The following is a 25,205-nucleotide window of genomic DNA, read 5'->3' as shown; positions in this document are numbered from 1 at the left end:
GAAGCGTGCCTTATGCCTGCTCCATCTACTCTGCCGCGCGCAAAGCGTGTGCCTGTGCCCTGCTCACTCTGGCCGATGCTCTCGGTGGGCCTGCTTGCTTTCACTTCATTGGCCGCGGCGGACGAAAGCTCCGCCCTCACCCTCGGCGCGGTCGCGATCCAGGGCACAAGCGCTGACAGCGGCCCGCTCGGCACGCACGGCGTGCTCGGTTCGGTGGACATCCTCGGTGCCGATATCGTGGAGAAAATGCCGGTCAACTACAGCTGGGAGCTGTTCAGCCGGGCGCCGGGGGTGATGCTCACCGAGTTCAACCAAGGCACCACCTCCGGCAAGATTTCGTTTCGCGGCTTCAACGGCGAAGGCGAAGTGAACGCGGTGAAGCTGCTGATCGACGGTATCCCCAGCAACAGCAACGACGGCAACATGCCCTTCATGGACATGGTTTTTCCGCTGGAACTGGACAGCATCGAAGTGGTGCGCGGCACCAGTGATGCCCGCTATGGCCTGAACAACATCGCCGGCAACGTGAACATGCTCACCCGCACTGGCGGCGACTACACCCGTGCGCGCATTCGTTACGGCGGCGATGACACCCGTGAAACCCAGTTCGCCAAAGGCATTGAGGGCAGCAACTGGACGCAGAATTACTTTTTCGCCTACCAGAAAGCAGACGGCTATCGCGATCATGCCCAAGCGGACAAAGTGTCGATGTCCGGCAAATGGTTCTACACCCCGGACGACAATCGCTACCGTATCGGCCTGATCGCCCGCCATTACGAAACCCAGGCCCAGGAACCCGGTTATCTGAGTGCCGACGATGCGCACCAGCATCCACGCATGAGCAACGTCTATAACGCCAGCGACACAGGCACGCGGCGAATGAATCAGCTCAGCCTGCACCTTGATACCGAGCTGGCCGAGACGCTTTCGTGGTCGGCCAAAACCTACCTCAATACCTTCGATGACCGACGCTGGACCCAGTACTGGCGCACCAGCGCCCAGCAGGAACGGGACGCTTACGAGACCCAGTACGGCGCCCTCACCTCCCTGACCTGGCGCCCCGTCGTCAGCGGCCTGTACCGCTTCGCCCTGGAAGGCGGCGCGGATATCCAGCGCCAGCAGAACACCAGCGAGCGCTACCGCACCCTGAACCGCGCGCGCCTGGCGCAGACCCGGGATCAGCAGTTCGACTTCGACACCCTGGGCGCGTACGTGCAGGCCGAGATTCAACCGTTCGAATCGCTGAAGATCATTCCCGCGTACCGCGTCGACCGAATCCAGGGTGACTTCACCAATCAGATGACCGGCACGGATTACGCCATCAACGACTACGGGCTGATCAAGCAACCCAAGCTCAGCGTGACGTATTCGCCCTGGGACGTGGCCAGCGTCTACGCCAACTGGGGGCGCACCTTCCAGGTGGGCACCGGGGCAGCCGCCTATAAAATCCCGCCGCGTGACACCGACCTGGCACCGTCGATCAACGAGGGCTGGGAAACCGGCATCAAGTTCACGCCTGCCGATTGGGTCGATGGGCGCATTGCCTACTGGCAACAGCAGGCCAGCGGCGAAGTCAGCCGCCGACTCAACGACCCCAGCGGCGAGTCGGACAACGTCGGCCAAACCCGCCGCTGGGGCTATGACGCGCAACTCAACCTGCGTCCGAACGAACGCACCGAGATCTGGCTGGCGTACGCCTGGCAATACTCGAAAATCCTCCAGCCCAGCGCTACGTTGCCGGGCAGCAAAGGCCGCGAGATTGACCATATCCCCCATCATTTATACAACGCCGGCATTCGTTATCAGGCTACGCCGGCCCTGCAACTCAGCGCGTGGATGAATGGGCAGACTCACTATTATCTGGAGCGGGAAAATACCCAGGGTACTTACGGGGGTTATGTGTTGATGAACCTTGGCGCGGTTTACCGGGTGACGGAGTCGGTCAGTGTTGATCTGCAGGTGAAGAACCTCACTAACCGTTACTACGAGTACGCCTGGTATGACCCGGATGGGGCCAGGGCATCGCTGCATTCGCCGGGGGATGGGAGGACGGTGATGAGTGGGGTGACGTTGGATTTTTAGGTGTGACATCCATCAGACAAATGGAGATCCAAATGTGGGAGGGGACTTGCTCCCTCCCACAGTTTGTACAGCGTTCGGCAGCCAATCCCGGTCGGTTCTAAAGCCGCTGCGCTCTGGCTTTCGATCTGGGGCGCCCCGTCAAACACGCGGGCCGTCAGCCGTTAACGGATATGGCCACAAACCCGCTCACTGCCTGGCCTGCCGAACCTGCACTTCCGGCATCGCCGAGGAGTGATGATTAAGAATCTTCCACTGCCCCCCAACCTGCTCATAAACAAACGTATACCGCGCCTGCACCTGCCGCTTGCCGCCATTGGCCTCGGTCAACGTAAAGGTATAAACCCCACTGTCCATCGCCACATTGCTGCCCAACTGGCGGATCTCGCGGTAGTTGATCTGCCCCACCGGCTTGAGCGCCAGGAAGTGATCGAAGTAATCCCTGATCTGATCCGGCGTGGTGCGCACCTGGTTGGACACGGTCGGCTGCAACACCGCGTCCGGCGCATACAGCTCGACCACCGATTTGGCATCGCCGGTCTGCAGGGCACTGTTCCAGCGGTCGAACAGCCCGGCAATCTCGCGGTCTTTGACGTTGACAGGCGCCTGGGCCACGTCCAGGTACACATAAGGGGCCGTTACGGCAGCCTGGGCAAGCGGTGCGCTCAAGGCAAACAGCAGGGCGAGGACGGCGGTTCTGGATTGCATGGCGATGCTCCGGTTGTGTGCGTTGAGCCCACTTTGCCAAGCCGCCCTCCTCCCGCCATCGGCCAATCGGAGTCATTTGCCTATGCCATTTGGCAGATAGCGCCCAAGGTGCCCGGCGAGGTCTAATAGCTGCCTCGCGCCCCTGAGCACTCAACATGCACAACACGCCTCACGACCCCGCCAGCGCCCTGGCCATGCGCGCGCACTTTAGGCAATCGCAAAGCCGCACCGCGCGCCTGCGCCTGCTGGTCGACACCGGGCAGGAACTGGCCCAACTGGCCCCCGCCGCCATGCGCGAACGCGTGCTGGAACGGGCCTGTGCGTTTCTGGCGATGGACCACGGGCTGCTGCAGGAATGGGACGCCAGGGGCGTCGCCCATACCAGCGCCTGCCAAGGCAACCCGGCCCACCTTGCCCGTCTGGCGACCCTCGCCGACCGCAGCCGGCGCGCGCCGTACTGGCAGGAACTGCCGGGCGAGGCGCTGCCCAGCGTGCTGCACATACCGCTGCGCGGCAGCGACGGCGGCACCTTTGGCGTGCTGGTACTGGGCAACAGCGTGAGCCTGCGCGCGCCGGACCATGAAGACGCCGAATCCCTGCAATTGCTCGCCACGCTGCTGGCCGCGCACCTGGAAAACGAACGCCTGCTGACCACCCTCAAGGCCCGCGACAAACATCTCTCCGAGCTGGTCAACCGGCTGTTGCACGCCCAGGAGGACGAACGCAAACGCGTGGCCTACGACCTGCACGACGGCCTGGCACAAACCCTCGCCGGCCTGCATCAGCGCCTGCAAGGGTTCGCCGGCCGCTGTCCGCCGTTGCCCGATGCCCTGGCCGCCGACCTGCAGGCCATCCTCACCCTGGCCCAACACTCGGTCGGTGAAGGCCGGCAACTGATCGCCGGCCTGCGCCCCGTGGTGCTCGACGATTTTGGCCTGTTCAAGGCCCTCGACAAGGAGGCCGATCGCCTGCGCGAAGCCGGTGTGCACGTGGTCTGGCAGGCGCACTGTGACACGCGCTTGCCCAGCCAGGTGGAGATCGCCCTGTTCCGCATCGGCCAGGAGGCAATCAACAATGTGCTCAAGCATGCTCAGGCCAGCCAGGTGCACCTGGCCCTGGAACTGCGCGACGCCGAGGCCGCTCTGCGGGTCGACGACAACGGTCGGGGCTTTGCCGCAGGGCAGCCACGCGATGACGCCCGGCACCTGGGGCTTGCCACCATGCAGGAGCGCGCCAGCCTGCTGGGCGGGCGCTTCACTTGCGTCAGCACGGTCGATGGCGGCACCCGCTTGCAGGCCAGCGTGCCTGCCCACTTCGACGGAACCTGCCCATGAGCGATGTACTGCGCCTGGTCCTCGCGGACGACCACGAAGTCACCCGCACCGGCTTTGTCGCCCTGCTGGCCGGCCACCCGCAGTTCGAGGTGGTCGGGCAGGCGCGCGATGGCCAGCAGGCCGTGGAGTTGTGCGAGCAGCTGCTGCCGGACATCGTCATTCTCGATATCCGCATGCCGGTGCTCAATGGCCTCGGCGCGGCGCGCCTGCTGCAACAACGCCTGCCGACACTGAAGGTGGTGATGTTCACCATGGACGACAGCCCCGATCACCTGGAAGCGGCGATCAATGCCGGTGCCGTCGGCTACCTGCTCAAGGACGCCAGCCGTGACGAGGTGATCGCAGCCTTGCAGCAAGTGGCCGCCGGTGGCGAAGCGCTCAACAGCCTGGTCAGCACCCGCCTGCTGCGGCGTATGGCCGAGCGCAACGCCGGCGGCGCGGCCCCCACGGAACACCTCACGCCACGGGAGCGCCAGGTACTGGGGCTGGTCGCCACGGGCATGAGCAACCGCGAAATCGGCGCGCAGCTGGGCATTACCACCGGTACCGCCAAGGCCCATGTCGAGCGAGTGATCGGCAAGCTGGGCGCCGCCGACCGCACCCAGGCGGCGGTGCGCGGCATCGCCCTGGGCCTGGTGACCCAGGCATGAGGCGCTTGCAGGCACAGCGTTGGGCCGACCTGCCATTGCGCGGCAAGGCGCTGCTGGTGATTTCGCTGCCACTGGTGGTGCTGCTGCTGTCGCTGGTGTTGATCTACATCACCGAGCGCCAGACCGCCCACGCTGAAGAAGACGTGCGTCGGGTGTTGCGCGTGCAACGCGATATCCAGGCCGTGCACACCCTGCTGGCCGAAGCGGCGGGAAGCGTGCGCGGTTACTTGCTGACCCGCCGCGAGGACTTCCTGCCCAGCTACCGCACGGCCGGACCGCAAATCGAATCGGCCCTGCACAGGCTCGACAGCAACGTGCGCGACCCACGGGTGCGCGAGCAACTCAACGCAATCAAGCCGTTGATCGAACACAAGGTCGACGGCCTGCAAGCCATGCTCGATGATCGCGAGGCCACGGCGCAATCGATCAGCGTCATTCTGATCAGCAACAAACACATCCTCGACGCGTTGCGCCAACACATCAGCACCATGCTCAGGCTGGAGGACACGTTGCTGGCCGAACGCAGCAAGGCCGCGGCCGAAACCCGCGAGCGCCTGCTGCTGTCCACCTGGCTGGCGGCGGTCTGCGGATTGTTCGGCGCCATCGTCGCGGTGCTGTTTCTGTCCAAGGGCATCGTCGCCCGAGTGCAAAACGTGCAACGCAACGCACAGCGCCTGGCGCTGGGTCATCCGCTGCTGCCGCAACCGCCGGAACGCGATGAAATCGGTCAGTTGGGCACGCGCCTGGTGGAAGCCGGCCTGCTGCTGTCCGAGCGCGAACGCGCGCTGCGCGACAACGAGGAGCGCTTGCGGCTGATCATTGACGGGGTCAAGGACTACGGAATCTTCGCCCTCGACACGGCGGGCCACGTCACCAGTTGGAACAACGGCGCCGAGCGCATCAAGGGCTATACCGAACAGGAAATCATCGGCCAGCATTTCTCGGTGTTCTACCTGCCCGAGGAATGCCCACAGCACCCGGCCATGGCATTGCGCGAAGCCACACGCAACGGCGACTACACCGAAGAAGGCTGGCGCTGCCGCCAGGACGGCACGCACTTCTGGGCCAGCGTGGTGATCACCGCGCAGTACGACGGCACCGGCGCCCTGCGCGGCTTCTCCAAGATCACCCGGGACATCACCGACCGCCGCGCGGCGGAAATCGCCCTGCGCACCGCACGCGAGGAAGCCGAACGCGCCAGTCGTGCCAAGAGCGAGTTTTTGTCGCGCATGAGCCACGAACTGCGCACCCCGCTCAACTCGATCCTGGGCTTTGCGCAACTGCTGGAAATGGACGCGCCGGCCGCGCAAAAAGCCAACGTCGGCCATATCCTGCGTGCCGGGCAACACTTGCTGACGCTGATCAATGAAGTGCTGGACATCGCCAAGATCGAAGCCGGGCGCCTGCCGTTGAACATCGAGCCACTGCCATTGGCCGGGGTGCTGCAGGAATGCCTGACGCTGGTGTCGCCGATGGCGGCAGGCGCCGGTATCCAGTTGCAGCCACTGCCCGCGCTCGCCCCCGACCTGGGCATCGTCGCCGACCGCCAACGCCTTACCCAGGTGCTGCTGAACCTGCTGTCCAATGCGATCAAGTACAACCTGCGCCCTGGCCAGGTGAGCATCGAGGTCAACCTGGACGGCCAACGCATCGACGTGTCGGTGTGCGACACCGGCAAGGGCATTGCGGCCGAGCACCTTGGGCAACTGTTCAAGCCGTTCGAACGCCTGGGCGCCGACCCGACCGTTGAAGGCAGCGGGCTGGGCCTGGCGTTGAGCAAGAGCCTGCTGGAGAAGATGGGCGGCACCCTGCAGGTGCACAGCCAGCCCGGCGTCGGCTCGCGCTTTACCCTGGAGCTGCCGCTGGTGCGGGTGCAGGATGCGCAGCGTACCGGCGCTGTCGTGGGCAGCGACGCGCCGTTGGCCGCCCCTGCCCAAGGCGCGCAGGCAATTCACGGCAAGGTGCTGTGTATCGAAGACAACCTCGCCAGCCTGGCGCTGATCGAAACCCTGTTACAGCGCAGGCCCGGCATCAAGCTGCTGTCGAGCATGCAGGGCCAGCTCGGGCTGGACCTGGCCGCGCAGCATGCGCCCCAGCTGATTCTGCTGGACGTATCACTGCCCGACATCGACGGCCTGCAGGTACTGCAACGTCTGCGCCATGCGCCGCTGACCCGCGACACGCCGGTGCTGATGCTGACTGCCGACGCCAGCGACCTTACCCGCACGGCCTTGCAGCATGCGGGCGCCACCGCCGTGTTGAACAAGCCGATCAACGTGCCTGCGTTTCTCGCCCACCTCGACCTGTATTTTCCGGAGCCCGCGTGAACCTTGACCTGCGCATTCTGATTATCGACGACCAACGCCCGAACCTCGATTTGGTGGAGCAACTGCTCGCGCGCGAAGGCCTGACCAATGTGCTGAGCAGCACCGAGCCGCTGCGCACCCTGGAGCTGTTCAACAGCTTCGAGCCGGACCTGGTGATTCTTGACCTGCACATGCCGCAGTTCGATGGCTTTGCGGTGCTCGAACAGCTCAACCGGCGCATTCCTCACGGCGAATACCTGCCGATTCTGGTGCTCACCGCCGACGCCACCCGCGACACGCGCCTGCGCGCCCTGGCCCTCGGCGCGCGGGATTTCATCAGCAAACCGCTGGATGCGCTGGAAACCATGCTGCGGGTGTGGAACCTGCTGGAAACCCGCGCGCTCTACAAGACCTTGCGCACCCTGGTGCCAGCCGAGCAGATTGCCTTGCTGCAACGCGCCTGAAGCCGGGCAGCCTCGTCACTCGAAACGCGGGGCAAAGGCAGGATCTGCCACCATCCGCATCCCTGCGGGCGCTGGCTTGCCTGCGATGCAGAGATCTCACGCAGATGCCTCCACGCCCCAACCATCACCCACACCCACCTTGCTTATATCATTCCGAATGATAGTCACCTTCGCCTCATTCGATTCGTGACATACCCCCACCCCGCGCATGATCCGCCCATCTCAAATACATTGGCGGATGCACCTCATGGAACAGTCACTCAAACACTTGCGCTTCCCCCTGGCGATATTGGCCGTGGTGGTGATGAGCGCCTGCGGCAAGACCCCCGAACAGGCCGCCGCCATGCCCCCGGCGAAAGTCAGCGTGGCCAAGGTGCTGGAGCAACCGGTCAACGAATGGGATGAATTCACCGGCCGTCTCGAAGCGCCGGAAACCGTGCAGATTCGTCCTCGGGTCTCTGGCCAGATTGATCAAGTCGCTTTTACCGAAGGCGCTTTGGTCAAGAAAGGCGACCTGCTGTTCCAGATCGATCCTCGCCCGTTCCAGGCGCAAGTGCGCCAGCTTGAAGCCCAGTTGCAACAGACGAAGGCTGCCGCGAGCCGCAGCGATAACGAAGCCCAGCGCGGTGATCGTCTGCGCCAGAGCAATGCGATTTCCGCCGAGCTGGCCGACTCGCGCACCACCGCCGCCCAGGAAGCCCGCGCCGCCGTTGCCGGGATCCAGGCGCAGTTGGACCTGGCCAAACTGAACCTGAGCTTTACTCGCGTGACCTCGCCGATCAGCGGCCGGGTCAGCCGCGCCGAGATCACCGCCGGCAACCTGGTGACGGCCGACACCACCGCGCTGACCAGCGTGGTTTCCACCGACAAGGTATACGCCTACTTCGACGCTGACGAACGCGTGTACCTCAAGTACACCGAGCTGGCGCGCCAGGGCCGCCGTGGCGCGACCACCCCGGTGTACCTGGGCCTGTCCAATGAAACCGGCAACCCGCACCTGGGCCAGATGAACTTCGTCGACAACCAGGTCAACCCGGCCACCGGCACCATTCGCGGGCGCGCCGTGTTCGATAACAGCAAGGGCGAATACACCCCTGGTCTGTATGCCCGCCTCAAGCTGGTGGGCAGCGGCACCTATTCGGCCGTGCTGATCAACGACGAAGCCGTTGGCACAGACCTTGGCAAGAAGTTCGTGCTGGTGATGGAAGGTGACAAACCTGCCTATCGCGCGGTGGAACTGGGGCCGAAGATCGAAGGCCTGCGCATCGTGCGCAACGGCCTGGGCAAGGACGACACCATTGTGGTTAAAGGCCTGCAGCGCGTGCGCCCGGGTACGCCGGTTTCCCCGGAGACCATCCCGATGGCCAGCCAGGAAACCCTCGCCGCCCTCGCCCAACAACGACAAGCGCTTGAAGCCAGCAACCTTGAACAGGTAGCGCCGGCAAAAACTGCGCCCAAGCTCGCCGCTGTCGCGACTCCACGCGGTTAAGGGATACGACTCAAGATGAATTTTTCCAAGTTCTTCATTTCGCGGCCGATCTTCGCAGCGGTACTTTCGCTGTTGATCCTGATCGCGGGTGCAATCTCGCTGTTTCAATTGCCGATCAGCGAATACCCGGAAGTGGTGCCGCCCACCGTAGTGGTACGCGCCAACTTCCCCGGCGCCAACCCCAAGGTCATCGGTGAAACCGTGGCCGCGCCTTTGGAACAGGCAATCACCGGCGTCGAGAACATGCTGTACATGTCCTCGCAATCCACCGCTGACGGCAAGCTGACCCTGACCATCACCTTCGCCCTGGGCACTGACCTGGACAACGCGCAGGTGCAGGTGCAGAACCGCGTGACGCGCACCCAGCCCAAGCTGCCCGAGGAAGTGACGCGCATTGGCATCACCGTGGACAAGGCCTCCCCGGACCTGACCATGGTGGTGCACGTCACCTCGCCCGATCAGCGCTACGACATGCTCTACCTGTCCAACTACGCGATCCTCAATATCAAGGACGAACTGGCCCGGCTGGGCGGCGTCGGCGATGTGCAGCTGTTCGGCATGGGCGACTACTCCCTGCGTGTCTGGCTGGACCCGAACAAGACCGCCTCGCGCAACCTGACGGCCACCGACGTGGTGACGGCGATTCGCGAGCAGAACCGCCAGGTCGCGGCCGGTGCCCTGGGCGCGCAGCCTGCGCCCACCGACACCAGCTTCCAGCTGTCGGTGAATACTCAGGGTCGTTTGGTCACTGAAGAAGAGTTCGAGAACATCGTGATCCGCGCCGGTGACAACGGCGAGATCACCCGTCTCAAGGACGTCGCTCGGGTTGAACTGGGCTCCAGCCAATATGCCCTGCGCTCGCTGATCGACAATCAGCCGGCGGTGGCGATCCCGATCTTCCAGCGCCCTGGCTCCAACGCCATCGACATCTCCAATGAAGTGCGCGCCAAGATGGCGGAGCTGAAAAAGAGCTTCCCCGAAGGCATGGATTACCGCATCGCCTACGACCCGACGGTGTTCGTGCGCGGCTCCATCGAGGCGGTGGTGCACACCCTGTTCGAAGCGCTGATTCTGGTCGTGCTGGTGGTGATCCTGTTCCTGCAGACCTGGCGTGCGTCGATCATTCCGCTGGTGGCGGTGCCGGTGTCGTTGATCGGAACCTTTGCGGTGATGCACCTGTTCGGCTTTTCGCTCAATGCGCTGTCGCTGTTCGGCCTGGTGTTGGCCATTGGTATCGTGGTGGACGACGCCATCGTGGTGGTGGAGAACGTCGAGCGCAATATCGAGCTGGGGCTGGACCCCTTCCCGGCCACTGAAAAGGCCATGAGCGAAGTGACCGGTCCGATCATCGCCACCGCGCTGGTGCTGTGTGCGGTGTTCATTCCGGCGGCGTTCATCAGCGGCTTGACCGGGCAGTTCTACAAGCAGTTCGCCCTGACCATTGCGATTTCCACGGTGATCTCGGCGTTCAACTCGCTGACCCTGTCCCCAGCCCTGGCCGCCGTGTTGCTGCGCAGCCATGACGCGCCGAAGGACCGCTTCTCCAGGGTGCTCGACAAGCTGTTCGGCGGCTGGTTGTTCCGTCCGTTCAACCGCTTCTTCGAGAAAGCCAGCCATGGCTACGTCGGCACCGTACGCCGAGTGATTCGCGGCAGCGGTATCGCGCTGTTCCTGTATGCCGGGTTGATGGTGCTGACCTGGTTCGGCTTCGCCCACACCCCCACCGGTTTCGTGCCGGCCCAGGACAAGCAATACCTGGTGGCCTTCGCGCAACTGCCGGACGCCGCGAGCCTGGACCGCACTGAAGCGGTGATCAAGCGCATGTCCGACATCGCCTTGAAACAGCCGGGCGTGGAAAGCGCCATTGCCTTCCCGGGCCTGTCGATCAACGGTTTTACCAACAGCCCGAACAACGGCATCGTGTTCGTGACCTTGAAGCCGTTCGATGAGCGCAAAGACGCGAGCCTGTCCGCCGGTGCGATTGCCGGTGCCTTGAACGGCCAGTACGCCGGCATCCAGGAAGCCTATATGGCGATCTTCCCGCCGCCGCCGGTGCAAGGCCTGGGCACCATCGGGGGCTTCCGCCTGCAGGTCGAAGACCGTGGCAACCTGGGTTACGACGAGCTGTACAAGGAAGTGCAGAACATCATTGCCAAGAGCCGTGGCGTGCCGGAGCTGTTTGGTCTGTTTACCAGCTACACGGTGAACGTGCCCCAGGTCGATGCCGCCATCGACCGCGAAAAAGCCAAGACCCACGGCGTGGCGATCAGCGACATCTTCGACACCCTGCAGATCTACCTGGGCTCGTTGTACGCCAACGATTTCAACCGCTTTGGCCGCACCTATCAGGTCAACGTGCAGGCTGAACAACAGTTCCGCCAGGACGAAGACCAGATCGGCCAGCTGAAAGTGCGCAACAACAAGGGCGAGATGATCCCGCTGGCGACCTTCATCAAGGTCAGCGACACCTCGGGGCCCGACCGCGTGATGCACTACAACGGCTTTATCACTGCGGAGATCAACGGCAACGCCGCACCGGGCTACAGCTCCGGCCAGGCCCAGGCGGCGATTGAAAAACTGCTGAAGGATGAGCTGCCCAACGGCATGACCTACGAGTGGACCGACCTGACCTATCAGCAGATCCTTTCGGGCAACACTGCGTTGTTCGTGTTCCCGCTCTGCGTGCTGCTGGCGTTCCTGGTGCTGGCCGCCCAGTACGAAAGCTGGAGCCTGCCACTGGCGGTGATCCTGATCGTGCCGATGACCCTGTTGTCGGCGATCACCGGGGTGATCATCTCGGGCAGCGACAACAACATCTTTACCCAGATCGGTTTGATCGTACTGGTGGGCCTGGCGTGCAAGAACGCGATTCTGATCGTCGAATTCGCCAAGGACAAACAGGCGGAGGGGCTTGATCCGCTGGCTGCGGTACTCGAAGCCTGCCGCCTGCGTCTGCGGCCGATCCTGATGACCTCGTTCGCTTTCATCATGGGTGTGGTGCCCCTGGTGCTGTCCAGCGGTGCCGGTGCCGAGATGCGCCATGCCATGGGCGTGGCGGTGTTCTCCGGGATGATCGGGGTGACTTTCTTCGGCCTGTTGCTGACGCCGGTGTTCTACGTACTCATTCGTCGCTATGTGGAGCGCAGCCAGGCGCGCAAAGCGGCCAAGGCCTTGAAGCTGGAGACACAGCCATGAGCGTGAAAATCTTCCTGCCGAGCCTGCTGGTATTGGCGCTCGCCGCGTGTGCCGTCGGCCCGGACTACAAAACCCAGACCCCGGAGGCGGCGAACATCACCGCTGCCGCGGATGCAAAACAATACGATCACGCCAAATTTGAAGGCATCTGGTGGCAGCAGTTCGAGGACCCGACGCTCAATCAGTTGGTCACTCAATCGCTGCAAGGCAACCGTGACCTGCGCGTGGCGTTTGCCCGTCTGCGGGCGGCCCGGGCGATTCGTGATGACGCCAGCAATGACGCCATGCCAACCATCACCAGTCGCGCCAGCAGTGATTTGGCCAAAGGGCAGATCCCTGGCCAGACCACCCGGCGGGTCAACAGCGAGCGCTATGACCTGGGCCTGGACATGGCCTGGGAGCTGGACCTGTTCGGCCGCATCCAGCGCAACCTGGAGGCCAGCGACGCCGACCAGCAAGCGGCCGAGGCCGACCTTTACCAGTTGCAAGTGAGCATGATTGCCGAACTGGTGGATGCCTACGGCCAGCTGCGCGGTGCGCAACTGCGCGAGCGTATTGCCTTGGACAACCTGAAGAACCAGCAGGATTCACGCAGCATCACCGTAAGCCTGCGCGATGCCGGCGTGGGCGACCAGCTCGATGTGGAGCGCGCCGACGCACGTCTGGCCTCGGTGGAAGCCAGCGTGCCGCAACTGCAGGCCGAACAGGTGCGCGAGCGCAACCGCATCGCCACCCTGCTCGGCCAGCGCCCGGACAAGCTCAGCGTCGACCTGAGCCCCAAAGACCTGCCCGCGATTGCCAAAGCGCTGCCGATTGGCGACCCGGGGCAACTGCTGCAACGGCGTCCGGACATCCTCAGCGCCGAGCGCAAGCTGGCCGCCGCCACCGCCCGCATCGGCGTGGCCAAGGCCGACCTGTTCCCACGGGTGAGCCTCAGCGGCTTCCTCGGCTTTACCGCCGGGCGCGGTTCGCAGATCGGCTCGTCGGCAGCCAATGCCTGGGCGCTCGGCCCGAGCATTACCTGGGCGGCGTTCGACCTGGGCAGCGTGCGTGCGCGCTTGCGCGGCGCGGACGCCGAGGCCGATGGCGCGCTGGCGACCTATGAGCAACAGGTGCTGCTGGCGTTGGAAGAATCGGAAAATGCTTTCAGTGATTACGGCAAACGCCAACAGCGCCTGCTGTCGTTGATCCGTCAGAGTGAATCCAGCCGCGCCGCCGCCGACCTCGCGGCGATTCGTTATCGCGAAGGCACCGTGGACTTTTTGGTATTGCTTGATGCCCAACGCGAACGCCTGGCCGCCGAAGACGCCCAGGCTCAGGCCGAAGTGGACCTGTATCGCGGCATCGTGGCGATCTACAAGGCGTTGGGCGGTGGCTGGCAGCCGAATACGGTCATCGCGACCGCGAAGTAATGTAAAGAGCTCCTTTGGTTGGTCGCATCCAGCCAATTTTGGCCCCGTGGTCCATTCGGTCACGGGGCCTTTTTTTGGGTTTGAGAAAGAAGCTACGTGGCAAGTTATAACTTCTGTCAGACACTTCTCAAATTAAACAATCAACTTAATGTGGGTCACAGGAGTGTCGATAACGGTATGTACAGTCAATTCCCGCGAGGCGACGCAGATGGACATGATGCTGACAATACCCAATACACTGTCAAAGCAATCAGACGGTTTTTTGATCAAGAACCCGACCAAGACCACGAATGTGTACACCTTTACTGAGGAAGCCAAAGCCGCTGACGAACTGAAGTTGTCGCAACAGGATCAGATTGCGGAGCTGAAGGCGTTTCTGAAGGATTACGACATGACGTCGATCAGTACCGATGAGCTTAAAGTGGTGGGGAGACGGTTATATGAAAGTGGCGTAATCGACACAAATGCTTTCGGTATTTTCATATCCGGGGACGGCGGTTTTGATGCGCAAGGTCGCCAAGCGAATACGCACGTTAAATATAATGCACTGGCATTATTCGATGAGCAGCTGGAGGATTATCTCTCGTTTGTTAAAAGCAACCCAAATGTCGGGAGATCACAGGGAGTTCCTGAATACATACAAGGCATGCTCGACGCTAATCGCGCCATTAATGCATTGGCGTATTTTGTGAATTCTTCGAGAGATGACCTATCGGTTGATGAATATGTATAACGGCCGCCTGCCACAGTGTACCGACGCTACGGTACGCTGTGGCCCGCAGACGCTCAGCGACCGTACCTGACTGTACCTGAATAGGACTTGGGCGCAGCGTCGGGATTTCTCAATACCACGCGATAAGTGCCAAAGGGGCCTACCCACGACGCATTCGCCGACAATGGATTGCCCGCTACTATCTTCCAGGTGGCCCCCACGGCTTGCTGAATATAAATTTCCGGCGCTCTACCGGCACCACCCGCAGAAACCATTGCCGATATATTTGCATTTAGGCAGCCATTATCCCCCGCTATTGTGAAAGGCCCGAAAGCAGTGCCCTCGGTATCAGATGGTACAACCCCGGTATAACTCTCCGAAATATTCAAACACAGCGCCGACACCTGAACAGAAACGAACATCAACGCCGCAACAGGCCACGCAATAAAACCTTTCATAAGTTCACCCTGGCAAGTTTAATGTGCTTTATGTTTACGGCGCATTACTCAGGATTGAACTGCACGTCTCAGCCACTGGGTAGGACCGTGACGAAAACTGTGCACGACTTTTTATGCGACGTAAGCCAGCCGCTTCCTAAAAACACTAAGGAACGCTCTGTCATACCTAAGGAAGCTCCGATCAACTTGCCACGCGGCGGCGGCAAGTCCAAATTTCCTCGGGACGCAGCGCTATTTGCCAAAAAACGACCGATGCTTCGTGTATTGAGGGCTATTTCGTCTGCTCTTCCGTGTTAAACACGCAACTCGCCCATACCCATCAGCTGTTTTCGAGCCATCCACAGGTTTGACAGGGCGAACAGCGTGGTCAACTGAGCTGTGTTTTTCATCAGCCCACGAAAGCGCACTTTAACGTAACCAAACTGCCGCTTGATCACCCGAAACGGATGCTCAACCTTGGCCCGTGTCTGAGCTTTGCAGTACTCGATCTTGCGCTTGGCTTTGTACAGCAGGCTGCGTTTATTCAACCTGGAATAGGTGCTGCGGCGGGCTGCGATTTGCCAGATAACTTCACGATTTTCATGCTCTTCACGCTTCTCGACACCGGTGTATCCAGCGTCCGCATACACCGCGTTTTCTTCGCCATGCAATAGTTCGGCGACCTGTGTGACATCGGCCACATTGGCGGCGGTGCCATGAACGTGATGAACCAGGCCGGACTCGACATCAGCGCCAATATGGGCCTTCATTCCGAAGAAATACTGATTACCTTTCCTGGTCTGATGCATCTCGGGATCGCGCTTGCCTTCCTCGTTCTTGGTGGAACTGGGGGCATGAATAATGGTGGCATCAACGATAGTGCCTTGACGCAGCGACAGGCCTTTTTCTTGTAAATAAGCGTTGATGACCGCGAGGATCGCAGGTGCGAGTTGATGCTGCTCCAGCAAGTGCCGGAAGTTCATGATCGTAGTGTCTTCCGGGATCGGCGCGCTCAACGTCAGGCGTGCGAATTGGCGCATGGGCGTGATTTCGTAGAGCGCTTCTTCCATGGCCGGGTCGCTCAGGGAGAACCAGTTCTGCAACAGATGGATGCGCAGCATGGTTTCCAGCGGATACGGTTTTCTGCCACCGCCGGCCTTGGGGTAGAACGGCTCGATCAGCCCCAGCAGGTCTGTCCAAGGCACGACTTGATCCATCTCGGCGAGGAAGCGTTCGCGGCGTGTCTGCTTACGTTTTCCGGCGTATTCGAAATCGGAAAAGCTCATCTGGCTCATGGGCGGCTCGGATCAGGTGGTCAGGCACATTTCATCACATTTGCGGACTTGTTCGGAGAATCCCTAAAAGAAGGACGCTGTCAGCGACGTCCTAGTCCCGCACGGGCACTACTTGTCAGGCATTATTTCATTCAGGATCAAACTTCGATAATGGCCAGGATTTGATCCTGACCATTTACGAAAGGCTTTATAAAAGGAACTGGTGTCTGCAAATCCCAACCGCGCGGCAATCTCGGCAAAGCTGATCTGCGGTTCAGCCAGCCATACGATGGCCAATTCTTTACGCACGTTGTCCTTGAGGCCCTGGTAGGTCTGCCCTTCTTCAGCCAGGCGGCGTCGCAGGGTCGACGCAGAGACGCACAGCGAGGCTGCAAGGCCGTCGGTTTCCGGCCAGGTGTCGGGGGGCAGCTGGCGCAGGTCGTGCTTGATGCGGGTGGCCAGGCTTTGCGGGTCGCGGTATTTGACCAGGATATTGGCCGGCGCATGCGCCAGAAAACGCTGCAGTTCCTGCGGGCTGCGCTTGATCGGCAGATCGAGACAGTCGGCTGCGAAAATCATGCGCGTTCGCGGCCGGTCAAAGCGCAGGTTGTCGGAAAACATCACCCGGTAGTCATCGCAAAAATCTGGCTGCGGGCAGCGCAGTTCGATGGCCAGAATCGGGATACGCCGCCCGGCCAGCCAGCAGGCCACGCCGTGCACGATCATCCAGTAGGTGAAATAGGTAAACGCTCGCCTGGGCGAGGACTCGGGTTCGAGCAGGACGATTTCCGCCAGGCTCTGCTGGCGCACCAACTGCGCCGGCAGGCATTCCAGCATCAACGACAGAAACCCGAGGCCCGTCTCCAACCCGGCGGCGAGGCTGGGCTGTGCCATGCACGCGCGACACAGAAACGCCAGGCTGCCGGATTTGAGCGTGCGCGGGTCCATGCCGAAGAACTCATCGTCGCTGCGCCGCGCGAGCAGACGCCACAGGCGCGCATAGGCCGTGGCGGGAACGCGGGCAAGTGGCTGCCCCAGCAACGCCGGGTCGATGCCGACCTTGCTCAGGGCCTCAAGCGTGGCCACGCCCGGCGCGCAGCTCTGCAGCAGAGCCTCGCGCACGAGGTGGACGGAGATGGTGTCTTTTTCCGACATGGGCTGCGGGGCAATCCGATCAAGCTGAAGATGGCGAGCATCATAAGGGCGCTTGCGCTTTGCCACCACCGTTCAGCCGGGGTTCAGCAAACGTCAACATTTCCTGTTTAGCAATGAGTATCATTATGTTACAACTTAGCACCCTATCTAATTACCCTGTGGTGCCGAATGCTTGTCCCCTTTCTCATCATGCTGCGCGAAGGCATTGAGGCCGCGTTGATCGTTGGCATTATCGCCAGTTACCTGCAGCAGACCGGCCGCGGCCAGTGGATGCCGGCGGTGTGGATCGGGGTGTTCCTCGCCGCTGCGCTGGCCTTGCTGGTGGGCGGTGGACTGGAATTGGTCAGCGCGGAATTTCCGCAAAAGCAGCAGGAATTGTTCGAAGGCATCGTCGGACTGGTCGCCGTGGGTATCCTCAGCTCGATGGTGTTCTGGATGCGCAAGGTGGCGCGTTCGATCAAACACTCGCTGCACGCCTCCCTCGATCACGCCCTGGCAGGTTCGCGGCACCAGGTCACGGCCTTGATCCTGATGGTGTTTTTCGCCGTGGCCCGCGAAGGCCTGGAAACCGTGTTTTTCCTGCTGGCAGTGTTCCAGCAGAGCGAAGGCCCCGGCGCGCCGATCGGTGCGCTGCTCGGCCTGATCCTGGCGATCATCGTCGGTTTCCTGATCTACAGTGGCAGCATGCGCTTGAACCTCGGCGCGTTCTTCCGCTGGACCGGCCTGTTCATCCTGGTGGTGGCCGCCGGCATTCTCGCCAACTCGGTGCAGGCCCTGCATGAAGCCGGTGTGTGGAACCACCTGCAAACCGTGCTGTTCGATTTCAGCAGCGCGCTGCCGATGGACAGCCCGCTGGGCTCGGTGCTGGCCGGGATGTTCGGCTATCAGGAAGCGCCGACCGTGAGCACCCTCGGCGCCTACCTGATTTACCTGGTGGTGGCGCTGGTGATGTTTTTCCTGCCCGCATCACCCGCTGCGCCTGTCGCTCAACCTTCTTCCGCTTCCAGCCAGTAAGGACCGTCTCTTGTCCAGCCCAACGCCTCAACCCGCCCCGCCGTCCCGCGCCTTGCGCTGGGCCGTGGCGGGCTCGGTGGTCGTGATGATCGCCGCTGGTGGTTTGTTCTACTACGCCTCGCAATTGGCCGCGAGCAAACGCCAGGCCAACCACAATGAAATCACCGTGACCATTCACGATCATGCCTGCGAGCCCAATGCGCTGAGCGTGCCGGCAGGACGTGCGAGCTTTCGCATCGTCAACCGTTCGGATCGCGCCGTGGAGTGGGAAATCCTCGACGGTGTGCTGGTGGTCGAGGAGCGCGAGAACATCGCGCCGGGCCTGAGCCAGGTGATCAACGCTAACCTGCTGCCCGGCGATTACGCGATCACCTGCGGGCTGCTAAGCAACCCGCGCGGCACCCTGCATGTCACGCCGACCGCCGAATCCGACGCCCAGGCCAAGGCCAAACCGTCGATGGTGGCCTTTATAGGCCCATTGTCGGAGTTCCGCGTGTACCTGAGCGGGCAAGGCAGCGCGCTGGTCAAGACGACAACAGCGCTGCAACACGCCATCGACGCCGGCGATCTGGGCCAGGCGCAGGCGCTGTATGTACCGGCCCGCGAGGCCTACCAACGCCTGGCGCCGGCCGCTCAGCGATTGGCCGAACTGGACAACGCGATCAACGCCCGCGCCGACTACTTCGAACACCGCGAGCAGGATCCGGCTTTTATCGGCTTCCATCGCCTGGAGTACGGCCTGTTTCAGCAGCACAGCCTCGACGGGCTGGCGCCGATTGCCCAGCGTCTGGTCAACGACGTTACCGCCCTCAAGCAGCAGTTGCTGGCCCAGTCCCTGCCGCCGGAGCAGTTGGTGAGCATTGTGGTGCGCAACCTCAACAGCCTGGCGGACGTGCGCGCGGCCAGCGGTGAAGAAGAACGCTACAGCCATATCGACCTCAACGGATTTGCTGCCAACCTCCAGGTCGCGCACAAAGTGGTCGAGCTGATGCGCCCTCTGCTGAGCAAATCCGCCGCCGGCCTGCTGCCGACTATCGACAGCGCCCTCGCCGCCTTCGACAGCGAACTCCAGGGGTTCAAGGGGGATAACGGTTACGCCCGCTACGACAGCATCACCGTTGATCAGCGCAAGCAGATCGCCGACAAGGCCAAGGCACTGGCCGCCACACTCGATGGAATCGACCCCGCCCTTGGCCTTTCCGGCCTGCAGTGAGACGAACGCATAGATGAGTGATTCAGAGCAGTTTTCCGTACAACGCCGCCGTGTCCTGCTGGGCATGGCCGCCACCGGTGCCGCGATTGCCGGCAGCAGCCTGAGCTGTCCGGCGATGGCAGCGGCGGCCGAACAGGTCGCCACGGCACCGCGCAGTGACAAGACCCAGGACCACCACGATTTTTTCGGCACGCACCAGAGCGGCATCGTCACTCCACGCCCGGCCTGCGGCATGCTGGTGGCGTTCGATGTATTGGCCAGTGACCGCGAAGACCTGGAGCGGCTGTTTCGCACCCTCAACGAGCGCATCAGCTTCCTGATGACCGGCGGCGCCGTGCCCCAGGTTGACCCGAAGCTGCCGCCCACCGATTCCGGCATCCTTGGCCCGGTGGTCACGCCGGACAACTTGACCGTCACCGTATCGGTCGGCGAGTCGTTGTTCGACGAGCGCTTCGGCCTCGCAGCGGTCAAGCCCAAGCGGCTGAGCCGAATGGTCGGTTTCCCCAACGATGCGCTGGAGCCGGCGCAGTGCCATGGCGACCTGAGCCTGCAGTTCTGCTCCAACACGCCGGACACCAATATCCATGCCCTGCGCGACATCGTGAAGAACCTGCCCGACCTGCTGCTGGTGCGTTGGAAACAGGAAGGCAGCGTGCCGCCCCAGGCGCCGGCCAAACCCGGCGAACCGGCGCAGAGCGCACGCAACTTTCTCGGTTTTCGCGATGGTTCGGCCAATCCCGACTCCAACAATGCCAAGGCCATGGACCAGGTCGTCTGGGTCCAGCCCGGCAGTGATGAGCCGGCCTGGGCCGCTCATGGCAGTTACCAGGCGGTGCGCATCATCCGCAACTTCGTCGAACGCTGGGACCGCACGCCGCTGCAGGAACAGGAAAGCATCATCGGCCGTGTCAAACCCACCGGTGCCCCCATGGGTGGCCACAGCGAATCCCAAGTGCCGGACTACAGCAAAGACCCGGAAGGCAAGCTGACCAAACTCGATGCGCACATCCGCCTGGCCAACCCGCGCACCCCGCAGACCCAAGCCAACCTGATCCTGCGCCGGCCGTTCAACTACTCCAACGGTGTCAACAAAAACGGTCAGCTGGACATGGGGTTGCTGTTCATCTGCTATCAAGCTGACTTGGAAAAAGGCTTTATCAGCGTGCAGACCCGACTCAATGGCGAGCCTCTGGAGGAGTACCTCAAGCCGGTAGGCGGCGGGTATTTCTTCACCTTGCCGGGCGTCACCGGGCCCAAGGACTTTATCGGGCGCACGCTGCTGGCGGCAACGCCCCCTCAAACCACTGCCAATACCTAAAACACCGGAGCGTTCCATGAAGAAGTCGATTATTGCGCTGTCGCTGCTGATGACCCTGTCGCCGCTGAGCGCGTTTGCCGCCACCGCACCGCTGGACCTGGTCGGTCCGGTGTCGGACTACAAGATCTATGTCACCGAAGAAATCGCTGAGCTGGTCACTCAGACCCAGGCGTTTACCACGGCGATCAACAAGGGCGACCTGGCCACGGCGAAAAAACTCTATGCACCGACCCGCGTGCATTACGAGTCCATCGAGCCGATTGCCGAACTGTTCAGCGACCTGGATGCGTCCATCGACTCACGTGTCGACGACCACGAAAAAGGCGTGACCGCCGAAGACTTCACCGGTTTTCACCGCATCGAATACGCCTTGTTCTCGCAAAACAGCACCCAGGGCCTGGAAGCACTGACCGCCAAGCTCAACACCGATGTCAATGACCTGAAAACCCGCGTCGACGGCCTGACCTTCCCGCCGGAAAAAGTCGTCGGTGGTGCCGCCGCGCTGCTCGAAGAAGTCGCCGCGACCAAGATCTCCGGTGAGGAAGATCGCTACAGCCACACCGACCTGTACGACTTCCAGGGCAACATCGACGGCGCGAAGAAAATCGTCGACCTGTTCCGCGGCCAGATCGACAAACAGGACAAGGCGTTCCTGGCCAAGGTCGACAAGAATTTCGCGACGGTGGACAAGATCCTCGCCAAATACAAAACGCCGGACGGTGGCTTCCAGACCTACGACAAGGTCAAGGAAAACGACCGCAAGGCCATGGTGGGTCCGGTCAATACGTTGGCCGAAGACTTGTCGACGTTGCGGGGCAAGTTGGGTTTGAACTAAACCCTGCGATACAAAAAGACCCAGGCCCTGTGAAGGACCTGGGTCTTTTTTTACCGATCGATTTACAGGATTCGGTAAAGCAACCGCTCGATGCGCACCCGGCTGACACGGCGCAGGAACTTGCCAACGGCCGCCGGATAATCCACCAGCGTCTGCAGGTGCTGATAACCACCGATACGCGTGGTGTGCTGGAAAATCTGCGCCAGCTCCTGCGCGCGCGGCGCCAGCCATTCGCCTTGCGGATCGTCGATCAACAGCGCGTTCTCAAGGTCGAGGCGAAATGCCCTTGGGTTGAGGTTGTTGCCGGTGAGCAAGGTGTAGCGCTCGTCCACCCACATGCCCTTGAGGTGGTAGCTGTTGTCGCCGTGGTGCCACAGGTGCAGGTTCAACTGGCCGCTGTCGATCATCGGCTGATGGCGCTTGGCGAAACGGCGCAGGCTGATTTCATACAGGTACGGCAGCGCTGCAATCACTTTGAATGGCTCGCTGGGCGGGATGTAGAAATCGTTGGCGGTCTTGTCGCCGACAATGATGTCGATCTTCACCCCACGCGCCAGGGCCCGGTTGATTTCGCGGGTCACCGGCAGCGGCAGGTTGAAGTAGGGCGTGCAGATGGTGAGCTGCTGCTGGGCGCTGGCGATCAATTCGAGGATCACCCGGCTCAAGGGGTTGTTTTTGCCCACCCCCAATAACGGGCAGACCGACAGGTGACCGTTGGGCAACTGCCCGGCCGTGGTGTCATACGCGGCGTGCTTGAGACGGCTGCGCAGGTCGCCGATGTCGTTGCGCAGGCTGCGGGTGGTCGGCGGGTTCGGCAGGTCCAACCGGTGCACGGCACGGGAGGCAACCAGGCCATGCTCCACCAGGTGCTGCATGGAGTCGGCCAGTGGTTGGCTGTGAATCAGGTGATAACGGTCAAAGCGGTACCTGTCGAACTTGTGCAGGTAAACGTTGTTCAGGCTGGCGCCGCTGTAGAGCACGCTGTCGTCGATCACGAAGCCCTTGAGGTGCAGCACGCCGAACAGCTCGCGGGTCTGCACCGGCACGCCGTACACCGGCACTTCACTGGCATGGGATTGGGTCATGGCCTGGTACCAGGCGCTGTTGCCCGGCTGCTTGCCGGCGCCGATCAAGCCGCGCTGGGCTCGCAGCGAGTCGACCACCACCACGATCTCAAGCTCGGGCCGCGCGGCTTTGGCGGCGTGCAGCGCGTCGTAGATCTCCTGCCCGGCTTCATCCTGCTGCAGGTACAGCGCGACGATGTAGATGCGGCGGGTGGCCTGGGGGATTTTTTCCAGCAGGCAGTGCCGAAAGGCCGCTGCGCCGGATAGCACCTGGATCGCATCGGTGGAGAGCGGAAAACCGCGCAGTTTGGGCAACAGGGAGCGTTTGAAGAACGACGGCATAAGGCTCGCAATGGGTCGAATCCGAAGAGGCCCCGAGCTTACACCATGAGGCTGCCGAGGTCTCGAAAGCCGCGCTATCATCGTTGCCGTCACACACCCGTCAATCCGTCGCCGCCGCGAGGGGCGACGTTCTATCCTGAGGAGTTGCCGATGTCATCCACACCTGAAACCCGCCCACCGCTGCCGCCGTTTACCCGCGAGTCGGCCATCGAAAAAGTACGCCTGGCCGAAGATGGCTGGAACTCGCGCGACCCACAGCGGGTGTCGCTGGCCTATACCCTGGACACCAAGTGGCGCAACCGTACCGAATTCGCCTGCAACCGGGAAGACGCCAGGCAGTTCCTTGCGCGTAAATGGGCCAGGGAACTCGACTATCGGCTGATCAAGGAGCTGTGGGCGTTCACCGGTAACCGCATCGCCGTGCGTTATGCCTATGAATGGCACGACGATTCGGGCAACTGGTTCCGCTCCTACGGGAATGAGAACTGGGAGTTCGATGAAAACGGCTTGATGGCTAATCGATTTGCCTGCATCAACGACCTGCCGATCAAGGAAAGCGAACGCAAGTTCCACTGGCCGCTGGGCAGGCGCCCGGATGATCATCCGGGGCTGTCCGAGCTGGGTCTGTAGCGCTCGTAAAGGGTGGAAGGGGCAGCACCCCTCCACGGTTGGCTGTGATCGAATCAGTCAGTCCTCGTTCAAACCGACGCGATACAACATGCCATTGGCTTCATCGGTCAACACGTACAGGTAGCCATCGGGCCCTTGGCGCACGTCGCGGATTCGCGCTTTCAATTGGCCGAGCAGGCGTTCCTCATGCACCACCTTGTCGCCGTCGAACTGCAGGCGGATCAGCTCCTGGGTGGCCAGCGCGCCAATGAACACGTTGTGTTGCCATGGCTTGAAGCGGTCTGCGTCATAGAAGGCCATGCCGCTGATGCCTGGCGATTTTTCCCACACATGGTGCGGCGCCACCGTGCCCTCCACTGTCTTGCCCTTGGCCTCGGGGATCGGCGTCATCGAATAATCGATACCGTGGGTCGCCAGCGGCCAGCCGTAGTTCTTGCCACGCTCGATAATGTTGATTTCATCACCGCCACGCGGCCCGTGTTCGTTTTCCCAGATCGTGCCGCTCCAGGGGTTCAGTGCCAGACCCTGCGGGTTGCGCTGGCCATAGGACCAAATCTCCGGACGCACGCCGGGCTGGCCCACGAACGGGTTATCGTCGGGTACGCGGCCGTCAGGGAAGATCCGCACCACCTTGCCCTGCAACTTGTCGAGGTCCTGGGCGGTGGGCCGGTCGTTGTTTTCGCCAAGGGTCACGAACAGATAACCGGCCCGGTCGAACGCCAGCCGCGAGCCAAAGTGATTGCCGGTGGACAGCTTGGGCTCCTGACGCAGGATCACCTTGAAGTCTTTCAACCCGCTCAAGTCTTCCGACAGGCGCCCGCGCCCTACCGCAGTGCCGGCCGTGCCACCCTTGCCGCCGCCTTCGGCATAGGACAGGTACACCATGCGGTCCTGCTTGAAATCCGGCGAGAGCACCACATCGAGCAAACCGCCCTGCCCCTTGGCCCAGACCTCGGGCACGCCGCTCAGAGGCGCCGAAAGCTTGCCTTCGGGGCTGACAAACCGCAGATGGCCAGGACGCTCGGTCACCAGGAAACCTTGCTTGTCCGGCAAGAATGCCACTGCCCAAGGATGATCGAGCCCCCTGGCGACGGGCGTGGCGGTGATGCTGCCCTGTTCGCTGGGAAACTGTTGCTGATCGGCGGCGTATACCGCCGCGACGGGGACAAAAGTGGATGCGCACAGCGCAGCCAGCAACGTTTTGCGTAGAGACATAAGACACGGATCCTTAGCGACGATTGCCGTTGGCGTCATAGGTGGGGGCTTTGGTTTCGGTCGAAGGCCGGCTGGGCGCGGCTTCGCGCTGGGGATATCGGTTGCCGATACCGCGGTTCTCCAGGGTCGGCGCAGGCGTGATGGGGCCGGTCGGGTTGCCACGGATGGCCGGCGCATTGGGCTGGGTGCCCTGCATGCTGTTGGGGTTGGCCCGATGAATCGGCCCCTGGTTGGTGTTGCTGTTGCCGGGCAGGTTCTGCGCCTGGGCCATGGAAACAACCGTAAGGCCCAACGCGAGCGCTGCAAGGTGACGCACACAAGTGTTCATGACAAAGCCTCTCTGAGCGAGTGGTACCTGC

General features: G+C 62.2%; 21 protein-coding genes. 14 read left to right on the top strand and 7 right to left on the bottom strand.

The features are described from left to right. Positions 1-75: 75 nt before the first annotated feature. Positions 76-2,082: a TonB-dependent receptor gene (locus tag H045_RS07675; protein ID WP_015371937.1), complete on the top strand. Its 2,007-nt coding sequence runs from the start codon at positions 76-78 to the stop codon at positions 2,080-2,082. A gap of 186 nt (positions 2,083-2,268) precedes the next feature. Here the strand turns inward: H045_RS07675 and H045_RS07670 are convergent, their stop codons facing one another. After that, positions 2,269-2,787, bottom strand: coding sequence for an SgcJ/EcaC family oxidoreductase (locus tag H045_RS07670; RefSeq protein ID WP_015371936.1), 519 nt, complete (start codon positions 2,785-2,787; stop codon positions 2,269-2,271). Between the two features lie 155 nt (positions 2,788-2,942). Between H045_RS07670 and H045_RS07665 the strand changes: the two genes are divergently transcribed. The 8 genes from H045_RS07665 to H045_RS07630 all read left to right on the top strand — a co-directional run bounded on the left by H045_RS07665 (position 2,943) and on the right by H045_RS07630 (position 14,370). Continuing rightward, positions 2,943-4,121 carry a sensor histidine kinase gene (locus H045_RS07665; protein WP_015371935.1) on the top strand — a complete coding sequence of 393 codons (1,179 nt, stop codon included), beginning with the start codon at positions 2,943-2,945 and terminating at the stop codon, positions 4,119-4,121. After that, positions 4,118-4,771 (top strand): response regulator, encoded by a 654-nt coding sequence (locus H045_RS07660; protein ID WP_003234932.1) that lies wholly within the window; start codon positions 4,118-4,120, stop codon positions 4,769-4,771. Before H045_RS07665 ends, H045_RS07660 begins: the two co-directional genes overlap by 4 nt. Then, positions 4,768-7,098: an ATP-binding protein gene (locus tag H045_RS07655; RefSeq protein WP_015371934.1), complete on the top strand. Its 2,331-nt coding sequence runs from the start codon at positions 4,768-4,770 to the stop codon at positions 7,096-7,098. Before H045_RS07660 ends, H045_RS07655 begins: the two co-directional genes overlap by 4 nt. Next, entirely contained in the window at positions 7,095-7,541 is a 447-nt protein-coding gene (locus tag H045_RS07650; RefSeq protein ID WP_003234930.1) for a response regulator, read from the top strand. Before H045_RS07655 ends, H045_RS07650 begins: the two co-directional genes overlap by 4 nt. A gap of 247 nt (positions 7,542-7,788) precedes the next feature. Then, entirely contained in the window at positions 7,789-9,030 is a 1,242-nt protein-coding gene (gene mexE / locus H045_RS07645) for a multidrug efflux RND transporter periplasmic adaptor subunit MexE (RefSeq protein ID WP_003234929.1), read from the top strand. Between the two features lie 15 nt (positions 9,031-9,045). Further along, positions 9,046-12,225, top strand: coding sequence for an efflux RND transporter permease subunit (locus tag H045_RS07640; RefSeq protein WP_003234928.1), 3,180 nt, complete (start codon positions 9,046-9,048; stop codon positions 12,223-12,225). Further along, a complete protein-coding gene (locus H045_RS07635) occupies positions 12,222-13,637 on the top strand; it encodes an efflux transporter outer membrane subunit (RefSeq protein ID WP_003234927.1) in 1,416 nt (471 codons plus the stop codon). Before H045_RS07640 ends, H045_RS07635 begins: the two co-directional genes overlap by 4 nt. Positions 13,638-13,845: 208 nt before the next feature. Then, positions 13,846-14,370, top strand: a complete 525-nt coding sequence (locus H045_RS07630) for a hypothetical protein (RefSeq protein ID WP_003234925.1) — start codon at positions 13,846-13,848, stop codon at positions 14,368-14,370. Between the two features lie 53 nt (positions 14,371-14,423). Here the strand turns inward: H045_RS07630 and H045_RS25025 are convergent, their stop codons facing one another. From H045_RS25025 to H045_RS07620, 3 genes are all read right to left on the bottom strand, one after another. Next, entirely contained in the window at positions 14,424-14,807 is a 384-nt protein-coding gene (locus H045_RS25025; RefSeq protein ID WP_141687617.1) for a hypothetical protein, read from the bottom strand. 293 nt (positions 14,808-15,100) lie between these two features. Then, complete coding sequence (locus tag H045_RS07625) at positions 15,101-16,081, bottom strand: IS5 family transposase (RefSeq protein ID WP_015371933.1); 981 nt, start codon at positions 16,079-16,081, stop codon at positions 15,101-15,103. A gap of 108 nt (positions 16,082-16,189) precedes the next feature. Then, the gene (locus H045_RS07620) at positions 16,190-17,215 is read right to left on the bottom strand and encodes an AraC family transcriptional regulator (protein ID WP_003234923.1); all 1,026 of its coding nucleotides are present in this window, start codon (positions 17,213-17,215) and stop codon (positions 16,190-16,192) included. A gap of 168 nt (positions 17,216-17,383) precedes the next feature. Here H045_RS07620 and efeU point away from each other — a divergent pair, with 168 nt between their 5' ends. Genes efeU through efeO (H045_RS07600) form a run of 4 tightly spaced genes read left to right on the top strand, consistent with a single transcriptional unit; the run spans position 17,384 to position 21,595 of the window. Further along, positions 17,384-18,229 carry an iron uptake transporter permease EfeU gene (gene efeU, locus H045_RS07615; protein WP_015371932.1) on the top strand — a complete coding sequence of 282 codons (846 nt, stop codon included), beginning with the start codon at positions 17,384-17,386 and terminating at the stop codon, positions 18,227-18,229. Between the two features lie 10 nt (positions 18,230-18,239). Beyond that, complete coding sequence (efeO, locus tag H045_RS07610; RefSeq protein ID WP_015371931.1) at positions 18,240-19,442, top strand: iron uptake system protein EfeO; 1,203 nt, start codon at positions 18,240-18,242, stop codon at positions 19,440-19,442. A 13-nt stretch (positions 19,443-19,455) separates the two neighbouring features. Next, positions 19,456-20,760 (top strand): iron uptake transporter deferrochelatase/peroxidase subunit, encoded by a 1,305-nt coding sequence (efeB, locus tag H045_RS07605; RefSeq protein ID WP_015371930.1) that lies wholly within the window; start codon positions 19,456-19,458, stop codon positions 20,758-20,760. A 16-nt stretch (positions 20,761-20,776) separates the two neighbouring features. Continuing rightward, the gene (efeO, locus tag H045_RS07600) at positions 20,777-21,595 is read left to right on the top strand and encodes an iron uptake system protein EfeO (protein WP_015371929.1); all 819 of its coding nucleotides are present in this window, start codon (positions 20,777-20,779) and stop codon (positions 21,593-21,595) included. A 62-nt stretch (positions 21,596-21,657) separates the two neighbouring features. Here efeO (H045_RS07600) and pssA read toward each other — a convergent pair whose 3' ends face one another. After that, on the bottom strand, positions 21,658-23,001 hold the full coding sequence (gene pssA, locus H045_RS07595) for a CDP-diacylglycerol--serine O-phosphatidyltransferase (protein ID WP_015371928.1): 1,344 nt from the start codon (positions 22,999-23,001) through the stop codon (positions 21,658-21,660). Positions 23,002-23,151: 150 nt separating this feature from the next. On the opposite strand from pssA, the gene H045_RS07590 reads away from it, so the two are divergent. Then, positions 23,152-23,631, top strand: coding sequence for a nuclear transport factor 2 family protein (locus tag H045_RS07590; protein ID WP_003234912.1), 480 nt, complete (start codon positions 23,152-23,154; stop codon positions 23,629-23,631). 57 nt (positions 23,632-23,688) lie between these two features. Here H045_RS07590 and H045_RS07585 read toward each other — a convergent pair whose 3' ends face one another. Continuing rightward, positions 23,689-24,846: a PQQ-dependent sugar dehydrogenase gene (locus H045_RS07585; protein WP_003234910.1), complete on the bottom strand. Its 1,158-nt coding sequence runs from the start codon at positions 24,844-24,846 to the stop codon at positions 23,689-23,691. Between the two features lie 13 nt (positions 24,847-24,859). After that, the gene (locus tag H045_RS07580) at positions 24,860-25,174 is read right to left on the bottom strand and encodes a hypothetical protein (protein WP_032870814.1); all 315 of its coding nucleotides are present in this window, start codon (positions 25,172-25,174) and stop codon (positions 24,860-24,862) included. Positions 25,175-25,205 lie beyond the last annotated feature (31 nt).

It is taken from the genome of Pseudomonas poae RE*1-1-14, from assembly GCF_000336465.1.
Taxonomy (GTDB): domain Bacteria; phylum Pseudomonadota; class Gammaproteobacteria; order Pseudomonadales; family Pseudomonadaceae; genus Aquipseudomonas; species Aquipseudomonas poae.
The sequence above is the reverse complement of the archived record's forward strand: the minus strand, read 5'-3'. Positions and strand labels throughout refer to the sequence as shown.